The organism is Streptomyces sp. NPDC047886, assembly GCF_043204435.1.
GTDB lineage: Bacteria > Actinomycetota > Actinomycetes > Streptomycetales > Streptomycetaceae > Streptomyces.
In genome coordinates, this window is record NZ_JBIDCF010000001.1 from 177,545 (window position 1) to 190,616 (window position 13,072).

Annotated in this window: 10 protein-coding genes and 1 tRNA gene; 3 read left to right on the forward strand and 8 right to left on the reverse strand. The window is 74.4% G+C overall.

What is annotated here, in order from left to right:
* Window positions 1-33: 33 nt before the first annotated feature.
* A complete protein-coding gene (locus ACGF5U_RS00830) occupies window positions 34-909 on the forward strand; it encodes a carbohydrate kinase family protein (RefSeq protein ID WP_392714408.1) in 876 nt (291 codons plus the stop codon).
* A 27-nt stretch (window positions 910-936) separates the two neighbouring features.
* Here ACGF5U_RS00830 and ACGF5U_RS00835 read toward each other — a convergent pair whose 3' ends face one another.
* Window positions 937-1,569: a uridine kinase gene (locus ACGF5U_RS00835; protein WP_392714159.1), complete on the reverse strand. Its 633-nt coding sequence runs from the start codon at window positions 1,567-1,569 to the stop codon at window positions 937-939.
* A gap of 88 nt (window positions 1,570-1,657) precedes the next feature.
* Window positions 1,658-2,347: a winged helix-turn-helix transcriptional regulator gene (locus ACGF5U_RS00840; RefSeq protein WP_392714157.1), complete on the reverse strand. Its 690-nt coding sequence runs from the start codon at window positions 2,345-2,347 to the stop codon at window positions 1,658-1,660.
* Window positions 2,348-2,412: 65 nt separating this feature from the next.
* Here ACGF5U_RS00840 and ACGF5U_RS00845 point away from each other — a divergent pair, with 65 nt between their 5' ends.
* Window positions 2,413-3,624 (forward strand): pyridoxal phosphate-dependent aminotransferase, encoded by a 1,212-nt coding sequence (locus tag ACGF5U_RS00845; protein ID WP_392714155.1) that lies wholly within the window; start codon window positions 2,413-2,415, stop codon window positions 3,622-3,624.
* Between the two features lie 480 nt (window positions 3,625-4,104).
* Here ACGF5U_RS00845 and ACGF5U_RS00850 read toward each other — a convergent pair.
* Window positions 4,105-4,192 (reverse strand) — tRNA-Val (locus tag ACGF5U_RS00850).
* A gap of 34 nt (window positions 4,193-4,226) precedes the next feature.
* Window positions 4,227-4,964, reverse strand: coding sequence for a hypothetical protein (locus tag ACGF5U_RS00855; protein WP_392714153.1), 738 nt, complete (start codon window positions 4,962-4,964; stop codon window positions 4,227-4,229).
* Between the two features lie 118 nt (window positions 4,965-5,082).
* On the opposite strand from ACGF5U_RS00855, the gene ACGF5U_RS00860 reads away from it, so the two are divergent.
* Window positions 5,083-5,742 carry a DUF2293 domain-containing protein gene (locus ACGF5U_RS00860; protein ID WP_392714151.1) on the forward strand — a complete coding sequence of 220 codons (660 nt, stop codon included), beginning with the start codon at window positions 5,083-5,085 and terminating at the stop codon, window positions 5,740-5,742.
* Window positions 5,743-5,826: 84 nt separating this feature from the next.
* Here the strand turns inward: ACGF5U_RS00860 and ACGF5U_RS00865 are convergent, their stop codons facing one another.
* The 4 genes from ACGF5U_RS00865 to ACGF5U_RS00880 all read right to left on the reverse strand — a co-directional run bounded on the left by ACGF5U_RS00865 (window position 5,827) and on the right by ACGF5U_RS00880 (window position 13,016).
* Complete coding sequence (locus ACGF5U_RS00865; protein WP_392714149.1) at window positions 5,827-6,576, reverse strand: chaplin family protein; 750 nt, start codon at window positions 6,574-6,576, stop codon at window positions 5,827-5,829.
* A 357-nt stretch (window positions 6,577-6,933) separates the two neighbouring features.
* Entirely contained in the window at window positions 6,934-8,298 is a 1,365-nt protein-coding gene (locus ACGF5U_RS00870; RefSeq protein ID WP_392714147.1) for an SWIM zinc finger family protein, read from the reverse strand.
* Window positions 8,295-11,216, reverse strand: a complete 2,922-nt coding sequence (locus ACGF5U_RS00875; protein WP_392714145.1) for an SNF2-related protein — start codon at window positions 11,214-11,216, stop codon at window positions 8,295-8,297. Before ACGF5U_RS00875 ends, ACGF5U_RS00870 begins: the two co-directional genes overlap by 4 nt.
* A 342-nt stretch (window positions 11,217-11,558) precedes the next feature.
* Window positions 11,559-13,016, reverse strand: coding sequence for a carboxylesterase/lipase family protein (locus ACGF5U_RS00880; protein WP_392714143.1), 1,458 nt, complete (start codon window positions 13,014-13,016; stop codon window positions 11,559-11,561).
* Between the last annotated feature and the right edge of the window lie 56 nt (window positions 13,017-13,072).

A 13,072-nucleotide genomic window follows, 5' to 3' on the forward strand; every position in this document is an offset into this window, starting at 1 on the left:
GGTGGGAGGGGAGGCGGGAGCGCCGGCGGCGGGCTGCTCGTGGTGGGGGACGTGGTGACGGATGTCGTCGCCCGTCACCGCAAGCCCCTGGCGCCGGGGACCGACACGGAGGCGGAGATCCGCACGCTGCCGGGCGGCGCGGGCGCCAACGTGGCCTGCTGGGCGGTGCGTGCCGGCTGCCCTGATGTGCGGATCCTGGCCCGCGTGGGCACCGACCGGGCCGCGTGGCACGAGGAGCGGCTGCGCCGGGCCGGGGTGCGACCGCTGCTGGTCGTGGACCGGGAGGCGCCGACCGCGACGGTCGTGTCGCTGGTGGACGCGGCCGCCGAGCGGACGTTCCTCACGGACAGCGGCGCCGCGCTGCGGCTGTCCGCCGCCGACTGGTCGCCCGGCCTGCTGGACGGGGTCGCCCATCTGCATGTGTCGGGGTACCTGTTCTTCGCCGGGACGAGCCGGGGCGCGGCGTCCGCAGCGCTGGCCTCGGCCCTGGAACGAGGCGTTCCGGTGAGCGTCGACCCGGCGTCGGCGGGGTTCATCGGCGAGTGGGGGGTGGACCGGTTCCTCGACGCGCTGGACGGCGCCGCTGTGCTGCTGCCCAACGCCGACGAGGCCGCGCTGCTGTCCGGGCTGCCCGAACCGGCGAAGGCGGCGGCCGCGTTGAGCCGCCGGTTCCCGCTGGTCGCGGTGACGCTCGGCGCGCGGGGCGCCCTGGTCGCGGCGGCCGGCGAGGTGGTCGCGCGGGTGGCGGCGCCACCGGCCGGGGCGGTCGACTCGACGGGCGCGGGCGACGCGTTCACGGGCGGGTTCCTGGCCGCCCGCCTTGCCGGGGCGACCGTCGGGGAGGCCGCGGCGGCAGGGTGCCGCGCGGGTGCCGAGGCCGTGGCCCTGGTGGGCGCCCGTCCGTCCTGACGGGCCGGTTCCCGCCGTTCCTGCGGGTCAGGGCAGGCCCGTCCAGGCCGGGTGGCGGGGGTCGTCGGCCCGTACGACGATGTCGGCCGCGTCCACGGGGCCGACCTCCGCCTCGTACCGTTCGAACGCGGGCAGCGTCCACCGCTCGCCGGTCCGCCGTGCCAGGGCCGGGCCCGACAGCCTCAGGTGGACCGTCAGGTCGAACGGGAACCAGTGCCCGAGCAGGAACGGCCCGTGCAGCAGCAGGACACCGCCCGGCGGCAGCTCGCGGTACGCGCTGCGCGTCGCGCGGTCGGCGACCGGGTCCCACAGGTCGGGCAGCACCCGTCCGCCGCCGCCCGGCTCCAGTGGCCCGAACACCTCCCGCCACAGGGCGCCGGTGTCGAACCAGCCGCTGTAGTAGGAGTCGGGGTCCTCCTTGCCGTACTCGTAGCGCAGCGACGCCGGCCGCAGGAAGCCGGCCGTTCCGATGCTCGCCACCGCCCGGCCGCGCAGCCGGAGTTCCTCGGCCACGGCGTCGGCCAGATCGCCGGGACGCGCGGCGGGAGGGCCGTCCACGGCGACCTTCGGCCACGGCCCGCCGTCCCCCGGCCGCAGGGAGTCCACATGGGCGGCGAGGGCGTCGGCGAGCCGTTCCCAGGTGATCGGTTCCAGTCGCACGCCTCCATCCTGCCGCCTCGCCCCGGCGGGACGGCTCAGGGGGGCGGCCCTTCGGGCGCCGCGACCCGCGCCCGGCCATGCCACCGCGTCACGCCGGCGCGCCGCCCCGGCCCGCCGTCTCACCCCTGAGCGCGGCCGCGAGCGGGCCGTCGCCCGCGACCTCCACCCGTCCGGTCTTCACCCCGTCCGGGACGGTGAGCTCCTCGCGCGCGACGGCCGCGCACGTGTCGGCGTCCAGCCGCAGCCGTACGTCGGGGCTTTCGTGCCGGCCGTCCCCGTACACGGGCGGCGATCCGGCGGTCAGCCGTACGTGGAACTCGCCCTCGTCCAGCGCGATCTCGACGACGCCCGGCTCCCCCGCCGCCTCCAGCGCGGACAGCAGCGGAACGGCGAACCAGTGGGCGCGCACGGCGTCGGTGGGTCGCGGGCCGTCCAGCGCGGGCGCGCCCCACCGGGCCATGGCCCGCAGCACCGGGAGCAGTTCGCGGCCCCGGCCGGTGAGTTCGTACACGTACGCGGGCGAGGGCGGCGGAAGCCGGCGGCGGACGGCGAGTCCGTCGCGTTCCATGTCCTTGAGCCGCGAGGCGAGCATGTCCGTGCTGACACCCGGCAGGTCGGCGTGCAGGTCGGTGTACCGGCGAGGACCGGCGAGCAGCTCGCGGACGATCAGCAGCGTCCAGCGGTCACCGACCGCGTCGAGGGCGCGGGCGGCGGCGCAGTACTGGTCATAGCTCCGACGGCGGTCGGTGGAACGTGGCATGCGACGCAGTCTAGACATGTTGTTGGACTTTCCAAGCTCCTACTTGGTAAAACCAAGCAACACACCTTCTGGGAGGTCACCGCATGGAGTTCCGGCAGTCGAGCAAGCTCAGCGAGGTCTGCTACGAGATCCGGGGCCCGGTGATCGAGCACGCCGACGCCCTGGAGGAGGCGGGCCACAGCGTCCTGCGCCTCAACACCGGCAACCCGGCACTCTTCGGGTTCGAGGCACCCGATGAGATCCTCCAGGACGTCATCCGGATGCTGCCGCGGGCGCACGGCTACACCGACTCCCGGGGCATCCTCTCCGCCCGTCGCGCGGTCGCCCAGCGCTACCAGGCGCTCGGTCTCACCGAGGTCGGCGTGGACGACGTGTTCCTCGGCAACGGCGTGTCCGAGCTGGTCTCCATGGCCGTCCAGGCGCTGCTGGAGGACGGCGACGAGGTTCTGATCCCGGCCCCCGACTTCCCGCTGTGGACCGCCGTCACCACCCTGGCCGGCGGCCGGGCCGTGCACTATCTCTGCGACGAGTCGGCCGACTGGTACCCGGATCTCGACGACATGGCGTCCAAGATCACCGACCGCACCCGGGCCGTCGTGATCATCAACCCCAACAACCCGACGGGCGCGGTCTATCCGCGTGAGGTGGTCGAGGGGATCCTGGACCTGGCCCGGCGCCATCAGCTCATGGTGTTCGCCGACGAGATCTACGACCAGATCCTGTACGACGACGCCGTCCACCACGCCGCCGCGGCGCTCGCCCCCGATCTGGTCGTCCTGACCTTCAGCGGGCTGTCGAAGACGTACCGTGTGGCCGGCTTCCGCTCCGGCTGGCTCGTCGTCACCGGCCCGAAGCAGCACGCCCGCAGCTATCTGGAGGGGCTGACCATGCTCGCCTCCATGCGGCTGTGCCCCAACGCCCCCGCCCAGTACGCCATCCAGGCGGCGCTCGGCGGCCACCAGTCCATCCGCGCGCTGACCGCCCCCGGCGGCAGGCTGTACGAGCAGCGCAACCGGGCGTGGGAGAAGCTCAACGAGATACCGGGGGTGTCGTGCGTGAAGCCGAAGGGCGCCCTGTACGCGTTCCCCCGCCTCGACCCCGAGGTGCACAGGATCCACGACGACGAACAGTTCGTCCTCGACCTGCTGCTGCGCGAGAAGATCCAGGTGGTGCAGGGCACCGGCTTCAGCTGGCCGCGCCCCGACCACTTCCGCATCCTGACGCTCCCCCACGCCGACGACCTCGACGCGGCGATCAGCCGGATCGGCCGGTTCCTGGGCGGCTACCGCCAGTGAGACGGGCGCCCGCGCGCGGCCGGTGCACCCGCGCGGCCGGTGACCGCGCGGCAGGCCGGGCGCGGCCGATCCGGGGGGCCGCCAGGAGCCGTCACGGTCCGTCAGGGGCTCACGGGCCGTCAGGGGCGGGACCGGCCGGAGCGGGGTGGGACCGGCCGGAGCGGGGTGGGACCGGTCGGCTCGGGGTGAGGGGGCGGGAAAAGCAGCGGGTCCGAGGGCGTAGCCGGCCCCCGGACCCATCGTTGCCGCTCCTCTTCACACGCCGGCACACTTGAGGACCCGGGTCATCGTCATGTCGTCGCGTCCTTCCTTTGGACCACCGCGGATCGAGCTCCGCGGGCCGGACTTGAACCGGCATTTCGACGCACCAGGGCCCGAGCCCGGTCGATCCGGCGATGAGCGGCGCATGCTGAGTCTGGAGCGAGAGTCTGAGTTTCATCGCGGCTGCCTCTGCCTCGTTGGGCCACCCCGGCTCGTGAGTGCCGGGGGGAGGACTCGAACCTCCACCGGGACCGCGTGGTTCACGACAAGCTTCAGCTTCAGCTTTGCGCTCCTCGCGCACCCCGGCCGGGTGCGTACCAGGCCGGGGAGTTCTGGGTCGGCTACCCGAAGAGGTAGCCGAAGACGGCGTCACCCACCCGCTGGTCGGTGACCTCCGTGCTGTTCGCCTCCTCGCGGGCGAACTTCACCGCCTGCTGGAGCTTCTCCACCCGGTCCAGTAGTTCGTTCACACGGCGGGCGGGCAGCGCGCCGGAGAACTTCACCGTCGTCCAGTAGCCGACGGGAACGTCCTCGTAGTACACCTCGACCTGCGCCGGGTGCTTGTCGGTGGCCTCCGCCTTCACATGGTTGCGGGGCACCTTCTTCGTACGCAGCGTCCGGACCGGCTCGGTCTTCCACGCGTCGGTCGACGGATCCTGCGTCCAGGACTCGGAGGCGTCCAGCACCGGCAGCTTGCGGACGAAGGTGTTGATGTCCGTCAGCTGCTTCTCCAGGAAGAGGAGGTACGCGACGGGCACATCGCTCACCAGGACACGGCCGTCGACCGTGATGTCGGCGCGGGCCGCGCAGTTCGCCCAGTCCTTGGTGGCGGTCACGTCGAACAGCCGGGTGAGCGTCTTCGCGGTGGCCCTCAGCACTTCCTCGGCCTTGACCTGCACGAGCGTCGACTCGGGCGGCAGCTGCTCGCCCTCCTCGTCCTTCGGCTGGTACGAGCGCGCGATACCGGCGAGCAGCGCGGGCTTCTGGAGCCCGTGGTGCGCGGCGGTCAGGTCCTGGTGCGCCTTGGACTTGACGCCCTTCTCGACGGCGATGATCTGGTTGAGTTTCGTGTTCCCCACCCGGGAAAGCTAACCGGTACCGGCCGGCCGGATCGAATGGTTTTCTTCCTGCGGGACCGGCCGGGGAGGGAAAGGGAACGGAGGAGGGGAGGACGCGGCCGGAGGAGGAGACGCTGATATGCCGGCGACCGCCCCGATCGTGGTGATCGAGCCGTTGAGGCCGCGCCACTGCGCGGAGTGCCGGCGGGGGCCGCTGCCCCGGCTCGTCCTGGAGTTCCACGCGCCGCTCTGTCTGGACTGCGCGGACCTGGGCCATCTGGTCCATCTGCCGCGCGGGGACGCGGCGCTCACCCGCCGGGCCCGGGAGGCGAGCGCGCTGTGGGCCGTGGTCGTACGCCACAACCGGCGCCGTACGCGCTACGAACGGCAGGGCATCCTCGTCGAGGAGGCCGCCCTCGCCCGTGCCGAGGCGGCGTGTCTGGCGGACGCCGACGCGCGGGCCCGCCGCCGGGCCCGGGACGCGGAACGGCGTGCCGCACAGGACGTACGGTTCACGGCCGCCCTGGCCGCCGAGATCCAGCGGCTGTTTCCGGGGTGCCCGCCGGAGCGGGTCGCCGAGATCGCGGCGCACGCGTCGGTGCGGGGCAGCGGGCGGGTGGGGCGCACGGCGGCGGGGCGGGCACTGGAGGAGGGCGCGGTCACCGCGGCGGTGCGGGCGTCGGTACGGCACGTCGACACCGCGTACGACGCGCTGTTGATGCGCGGCGTCCCCCGCCGCCAGGCCCGTACCCGGGTGGCACCGGCCATGGAGGCGGTGCTGTCGGCCTGGCGGCGGTGAGCGGCTGGGACTGCGCGGCCACGGACAGGGGTGCGGCTCGGGTACTCCGGGTACGCCCCGGAGTCGCTCGGCGCGCTGCCGGGCTCAGGAGGCGTCGGACGCCGGGCGGAAGCGGCGGTAGAGCAGCGCGCCGCCGAGGATCAGGCCCGCGGCGGGCAGCGCCAGACCGGCCAGATCGCCCGCGCCGGTCTCGGCGAGGGACACGGAGCCGTGCGGGGCGGGCACGGAGCCTTCCGAGGCCGGCGGGGCGGTCTCGTCCTGCTTGGGCGGCGTGGCGGGCGTGCCCGGCGTCCTGTCCTTGACCGGGGGCTTCGGCGGGGTGACCACGTGCGTGGGCGGCTTGCCGCCCGAGTTGCTGGACGCGTTGCCGAAGACCGGGTTGCCGATGCCGACGAAGCTGACCGAGTTGCCGGAGACGTTCACCGGCAGGTCGACGGGCAGCTGGATCCCGTTGCCGGAAATCACACCGGGGGAATCCTTTCCGACGCTCTGCGCGGAGGCACCGCCGGTGTTTCCGCTGCCGGCCTTTCCGTCGCCGGGCTTTCCATGGGGCGTGCCCGGACGGTCCTTGTGGCGATGCCCCTCCGACCCGCCGGTGTTGGCGCACTTGTTGCCGAACGCCGGGTTGAGGAGTCCGACCACGTTGACGGTGTTTCCGCAGATGTTGACCGGGACGTCCACCGGCAACTGCACGGTGTTGCCGGAGATCACCCCGGGAGAGTCGGCCGCGGCGCCCGCCGCGTCCGCGTCGGCGTGGGCGCTGCCCGCCGCGAGAGCGAGTGCGCCGCCCGTGGCCATCAGTGCGACGAGGCCATTTCGGCGAGTGTGTCTCATGGCTTCCTGCCTTCCGGAGACCTTCACGGGCATTCGCCCGTACCGGAATTAACGCCTTACAGCCAACGCGGGTTATGACGCATACACCATTCACCCCAACGAGTGGCGAGTTAATCGAACTTTCACATCACCTCCACGCATTGTCATCACAACGGGTGCCGTAGGTGAGGAGGGCGGGGCATGCCGTCCCAGCCGCCCCGGGGACCGAGGTTCAGGCTCCGGATGTGCCGGCCTGGATCACCGTCCCGCCCGGGACGTCTCCGCCGGTGGTGTCGCGGGTCGGCGGTCGCGGCCCTGTCGCCGGTCTCCTCCTCGGCGAGCACCGCTGCCCGTGCGTTCCGCCCGCCTTCCCGCCACTCACCGTCCGAGGAGGTCGGCGAGCGCGCCCACCGGGTCCGGGTCGGGTGTGCCGCGCGGCCACCAGTCCTCACGCCCGTGGTCCGACTCGTAGCCGTACCAGAGGCCGTCACGGCCGTAGCGGAGCTGGAGGGAGGCGGTGGAGAGCCGGTTGCGCCAGGGACGGAAGTGGGGGAAGTCGGCGGCGATCAGGGCGGGGCGGGCCCGGTCGAAGGGGCCTGCGGGCGGATCCCAGGACTCCTCCAGGACGGCGAGGCCCGCCGGCCCGCCCTGGCGCCAGGCGGCGACCGCGCGGGCCAGGTCGGCGGGCGTGCGGTCCAGGGCACCGGCGAGGTCGCGGTACAGGGCGCGGGTGGAGGCGGTGAGCCCGGAGCCCGGGTGGGCGGCCGCCAGCCGTACGGCGTCCTGCCAGGGGGTGAGCGCGGCGACCGGGTCGCGGCCGGTGGTCAGGTACGTGTGGGCACGGGCGGCGGCCTCGGTGGCGAGGAGCTCCAGCGCCAGGGCGTCGGGGGCTGCGGGGTCCTCGGGGTAGACGGGCGGACGGCCCGGCTGGGCGGGCACGGGCAGGGGAGGCGGCAGGGCCACCGCGGGCTCGGCGGTGACGGCCGCGCGGGCGGGCACTGTGGGCATCGGCGGCGGGGCGGCCCCGGCTTCGGCGGCGGACCGGGCGGCGTTGCGCCTGCCGAGCGCGGCGAGGATCTCCTGTTCGCCGCGTCCGCGCATCAGGAACAGCACGAACGGGTCCTCGTCGAGGAGCCGTGCCGCCTGGTAGCAGAGCGCGGCGGCGTGCTTGCAGGGGTAGCCGTCGTCCGGGCAGGAGCAGTCGGGGACGAGGTCGCCGGGCCCGGGCAGCAGGTCGGTGACGGCGGCCAGGGCGTGCGGGACGTCCTTGTCGAGGAGTGCCGCGATGTGGTCGGGACGCTCGGCGGCCGTGTCCAGGAGGCTTTCCCAGTCGTCGTCGCCGAGGACGCGCAGCCGGATGTCGGCCCGGTACGGCCGGGCCCGGCTGCCGTGGACGTAGGCGGTGACCCGGCCGGGCGTCACGGTGATCGCGTCCACGAGGCCACGGCCCGCGTAGGCGCGTCCCCGCGCCAGCCGCGCCGGGTCCAGGGCGGTGTCCTCCAGCGCCTCCACCCAGGCGTTGCCCCACCAGGTGGCGGCGAACCGGCGGTCGTCGCGGTCCGGCGCGGAGGGTGCCGCGGAGCGCGGCGCGGAGTCCGTCGCGGCAGGTGGCGCCGACGGCAGCCGGGTGAACGTACGACGCCGGTCGCCGTGCGGCGGCACCGTGCGGCCGGACCGTACGCCGCCGCGCCCGCCGCCCCGGCCTTCGGGGCCGGGTGCCGTGCGGTGGGTGCCGGGCGTCATGACGGCCTCCTCAGCGACACCAGGTCGGCCAGTTCGCGGTCGGTCAGCTCGGTCAGCGCCGCCTCGCCGGAGCCGAGGACGGCGTCGGCGAGGGCCCGTTTGGCCAGGAGCATGTCGGCGATGCGGTCCTCCACCGTGCCTTCGGCGATGAGCCGGTGCACCTGGACCGGCTGGGTCTGCCCGATGCGGTACGCCCGGTCGGTGGCCTGCTCCTCGACTGCCGGGTTCCACCAGCGGTCGTAGTGCACGACGTGGCCGGCCCGGGTGAGGTTGAGGCCGGTGCCTGCGGCCTTCAGGGAGAGCACGAAGACGGGCACGTCGCCGGACTGGAAGCGGTCCACCATCCGCTCCCGCTCGGCCACCGGGGTGCCGCCGTGCAGGAGTTGCGACGGGATCGCGCGGGCGGCCAGATGCGCGGTGAGCAGTCTCGCCATGGACACGTACTGCGTGAAGACCAGCACCGAACCTTCCTCGGCGACGATCGTGTCCAGCAGTTCGTCGAGCAGGGCGAGCTTCCCGGACCGGCCGGCCAGCCGGGCCGTGTCCTCCTTCAGATACTGGGCCGGGTGGTTGCAGATCTGTTTGAGCGAGGTCAGCAGCTTCATGACGAGGCCGCGTCGTGCGATGCCCTCGGCGCCCTCGATGCTCGCCATGGTCTCCCGGACGACCGCCTCGTAGAGGGAGACCTGTTCCCGGGTGAGCGGGACGGGGTGGTCGGACTCGGTCTTCGGCGGCAGCTCGGGCACGATGCCCGGGTCGGACTTCCGGCGGCGCAGCAGGAAGGGCCGGACGAGCCTGGCGAGCCGTTCGACCGCTTCGTCGTTCTCGATCTGCTCGCTGTTCTCGACGGCGCGCGCGTGGCGGGAGCGGAACGCCTTGAGCGGCCCGAGCAGTCCGGGCGTCGTCCAGTCCAGGAGGGCCCACAGCTCGGAGAGGTTGTTCTCGACGGGCGTGCCGGTGAGCGCCACGCGGGCGGGTGAGGGAATGGTGCGCAGCGCCTTCGCCGTGGCGGAGAACGGGTTCTTGACGTGCTGTGCCTCGTCGGCGACGACCATGCCCCAGGTCTGCGCGGCGAGCCGCTCGGCGCTGGTGCGCATCGTGCCGTACGTGGTGAGGACGAACCCGCCGGCCACGCCGTCGAGCGAGCGGTCGGCGCCGTGGAAGCGGCGCACGGGCACGCCGGGGGCGAACCGCTGGATCTCCCGCTGCCAGTTGCCGAGGAGCGAGGCGGGGCAGACGACGAGGGTGGGCGCGGTGCGGGCGCGGCGCAGGTGCAGGGCGATCAGTGTGACGGTCTTCCCGAGGCCCATGTCGTCGGCGAGGCAGCCGCCGAGGCCGAGCGAGGTCATCAGGTCCAGCCAGGCGAGGCCGCGCAGCTGGTAGTCGCGCAGGGTCGCGTCGAGGCCCGGCGGCGCGGCGATATCGGCGGGTCCGGTGACGAGCCGGTCGCGCAGGGCCGCGAGCGCGCCGGTGGGGACCGCCTCGACGGTCTCGCCGTCGACCTCGGCGGTGCCGCTGAGCGCCACGGCGAGCGCGTCGACCGGTTCCAGCAGGCCCAGTTCCCGCTTGCGGGCCTTGCGGACGAGCGCGGGGTCGACGACGACCCAGCGGTCGCGCAGCCGGACCACCGGACGGTGGGCCTCGGCGAGGGTGTCCATCTCGTGTTCGGTGAGCGGGTCGCCGTCCAGCGCCAACTGCCAGTTGAACCGGAGGAGTTCGGCGCTGTCGAAGAAGGCGGTGCCGTCGGTGGCCGAGCCGGGCGCGGGCCGGACGACCGCGGTGGCGGTGAGGGAACGGGCCAGTTCCCGGGGCCAGTGCACCGTGACGCCCGCCGCGCCGAGCCGGGTCGCCGCAGGGCCCAGCAGTTCGTACAGCTCGTTCTCGGTCAGCGCGAGCACGTCGGGCACGGGCCGCTCCAGGAGCCGCGTGAGCGGCGCCCACACGCGGGCGGCGCGGCGCAGGGCGAGGACCGCGTCGATCCGGGCGCGGGGCCCGAACTGCTCGTCGCCCCGCCCGGCCCACAGTCCGGCCGCGTCGATGACGAGGGTGGGATCGGCGAGGCTGTGTACCTGGACGAGCGCGGCGGCGGCCTGCCGCTCGTCGCCTTCCTCGGGGTCGGTGTCGAACAGTTCGTAGGAGGAGAGGTCGAGGCGCAGGGAGATCCGCACGCCCGCGTCCATGCCGGCGGCGGCCTCGGCCGCCCACGCCCGGGCACGGGGCAGATGCTGGGGGGCGTCGGCCGCGAACGGCTTCCCGGCCGCGTACGCGGCGGCGGGGGTGCGCGGCAGGGTGTCGGCGACCGCGTCGAGGAACGCCCGGACCAGGGCCTCCGGGTCGGGCAGCCGCAGCGGCCGCGCCCCGGCCACCGGCGCGGCGTACGCCTCGTACGGCATGGCGGCGGCGACCGCGCGCAGGTGGGCGATGTCGTCGGCGTCGAGCGGGCCGGCCCGCCAGGCGTCGTGGTCGGTGGCGGTGAGGCCGGGCAGGAGGCGCCCGCGCGCGGCGAGGTGCAGGGCGTGCAGCGCGGCGGCGCCCCAGCACGCGGTGGCGGGGTGCGCCCCCGCCGTGTGGCGTGCGGTGACCAGCAGGGGCAGTGCCTCGGCGACGGACAGCAGCACTGCCGGGACGGTGCGGCTGCGGGCGCCGGCGCCGTGCCGCCGTACGACCGTGAGCGTCCGGGTCCGGGCGCCGTCGGGCGCGGCCGGCGCCCGGTCGTCCGGGGACCAGAAGGCGATCCGGCCCGCGCGGGGCAGCGCGTCCGGCAGGAACACGGCCGCGCAGCCGTGCAGCGGGCGCGGCTCGCGCGGCGCGCTCGGTGTGCCGCGCGTCCGCTGTGTCTCCCGCGCCCGCCGCCTCCCCTGCGCTCCCGGTGCTCCCGGAGTTCCAGCGGCTCCCGGAGTTCCGGGGGCTCCCGGCATTCCCGGTACTCCCGGGGCTCCCTGCGTTCCCTGTACTCCCTGCGCTCCCAGTCCTCCCGGTGCTCCTGGTGCTCCTGGTGCTCCCAGTGCTCCTGGTGCTCCCAGTGCTCCTGGTGCTCCCTGCGTCCCCGGTGTTCCTTGCGGCGTCTGTGGGGGCGCGGAGGGACGCTGCCGCCGGTCGGCCGATGCGCTCGGCGCGTCGAACGTACCCATGGTCCGATCACCTCCCCTCGCCGGTCGCAGGCGATGTCCGGCCGGGGCCGGCCGGATCACCATGACTCCTGCATCCACGACCTTACGGCGAGGGTCTGACAATCGCCCCGATCACCCTTTCACCGCAGGTCAGCGCAGTCCTTCCCAGAGTTCGCGCTCGGCCGGGCGGGGGTCGTCCACCGGTCCCGGCGCCACGTCGTCGAAGACCATCGTGGTGCGCCGCCCGTGGTCGTACGCGGCCCAGCCCGGGTCACCGGTCGTCGCGAAGGCCACCCACGCCCCGTGCATGGCGTCGGCGACCGGCTGGGGCGGGTCATCGCCGATGAGCGGCGCGTACGTGGGGTCGCCGAGCCGGTCGAAGACGTACGCCAGCTCGCCGCCGTGGCAGGCGCCCAGCAGGCCGTCGAAGGCCGGGGAGCGGCGCGCGAACTCGTACACGTGGGTACCGGGCACCGACTCGGCGAGCCGGACGGCCGGAATCCGGTAGAACCAGTCCGTCACCAGCGCGTCGAAGATCTCGCCGGGCACGGCGTCCGGCCGGGTCTCCCGGTAGACGGACAGGGCCTTGTCGGGGTCGAGCCCGTACGCCTCGGCGGTCGCCCGCAGCTTGGCCTCCGGCAGCAGATGCAGCCGCCCGGTGGGGACGAGGAACAGCCGGTACTCCTCCCGGTTGCTGCCGACGAGGAGGTCCACCGGGCAGCCGGGGCCGGGCGGCGCCAGCTCCTCGACGACGGGCTCGAACGGCATGGCGTTGAGCGCCGCCTCGCCCCACAGGGCCGGGTCCGGCCGGGCGCCGATCTCGGCGCGCAGCTCGGCCTGCGCGGCGACGAGCCGGTCCAGGGGGACGTCGGCGAACGCCTCGGCCGTCGGCGGTACGGCCAGTTTCCGCGCGAGGTGCTCGGTGATCCGGCGGGCCGAGCCGGGGCGCAGGAAGTGATGGGCGGCGCCGCTCTGGAGGATGGCCCGGTGGAACAGGCCGCGGGCCCGCTCGTCGGCCAGCAGGGTGCCGATGCTCAGGGCGCCGGCCGACTCGCCGAAGAGGGTCACCCGGTCCGGGTCGCCGCCGAACGCGGCGATGTTGTCGCGGACCCACTCCAGGGCGGCGAGCTGGTCGAGGAGCCCGCGGTTGTCCGGCACCCCGTCCATACTCAGGAAGCCGTCCACGCCCAGGCGGTAGGCGAGCGACACGAACACGACGCCGTCACGGGCGAAGGCGCTTCCGTCGTACGCGGGTGTGGACGTCGCCCCGTTGGTGAAGGCCCCGCCGTGCAACCACACCATGACCGGCAGCCGCGCGCCGGGATCGGGGGCGGGGGTCCACACGTTCAGATTGAGGCAGTCGTCACCCGGGATGATCCACTCCGGGATGAGGGCGTCGAACGGCGGGGCGTAGGGCGCCTTGGGCGGGGTCGGCCCGAACGCGGTCGCGTCCCGGGTCCCGCTCCACACGGGCGCCGGGGCCGGCGGCCGGAAGCGCAGGGGCCCGAACGGCGCCGCCGCGTAGGGGATGCCCAGGAAGGAGGCGACTCCCGTCGGCGAGAGTCTGCCGCGTACCGCGCCCTGCCGGGTCGTGCACACCGGTTCCATCTGTGTCAGGTCCCTTCGCCGAGGTGCCCCGGGCGGGCACAGGACCCTCCGTACCG

What these genes read in the sequence shown, in the direction of transcription:
- ACGF5U_RS00840 (WP_392714157.1), bottom strand. Translation starts at nt 2,347, where the DNA reads ATGTCTAGACTGCGTCGCATGCCACGTTCCACCGACCGCCGTCGGAGC.
- ACGF5U_RS00845 (WP_392714155.1), top strand. Translation starts at nt 2,413, where the DNA reads ATGGAGTTCCGGCAGTCGAGCAAGCTCAGCGAGGTCTGCTACGAGATC.
- ACGF5U_RS00860 (WP_392714151.1), top strand. Translation starts at nt 5,083, where the DNA reads ATGCCGGCGACCGCCCCGATCGTGGTGATCGAGCCGTTGAGGCCGCGC.
- ACGF5U_RS00865 (WP_392714149.1), bottom strand. Translation starts at nt 6,576, where the DNA reads ATGAGACACACTCGCCGAAATGGCCTCGTCGCACTGATGGCCACGGGC.
- ACGF5U_RS00870 (WP_392714147.1), bottom strand. Translation starts at nt 8,298, where the DNA reads ATGACGCCCGGCACCCACCGCACGGCACCCGGCCCCGAAGGCCGGGGC.
- ACGF5U_RS00875 (WP_392714145.1), bottom strand. Translation starts at nt 11,216, where the DNA reads ATGCCGGGAGCCCCCGGAACTCCGGGAGCCGCTGGAACTCCGGGAGCA.
- ACGF5U_RS00880 (WP_392714143.1), bottom strand. Translation starts at nt 13,016, where the DNA reads ATGGAACCGGTGTGCACGACCCGGCAGGGCGCGGTACGCGGCAGACTC.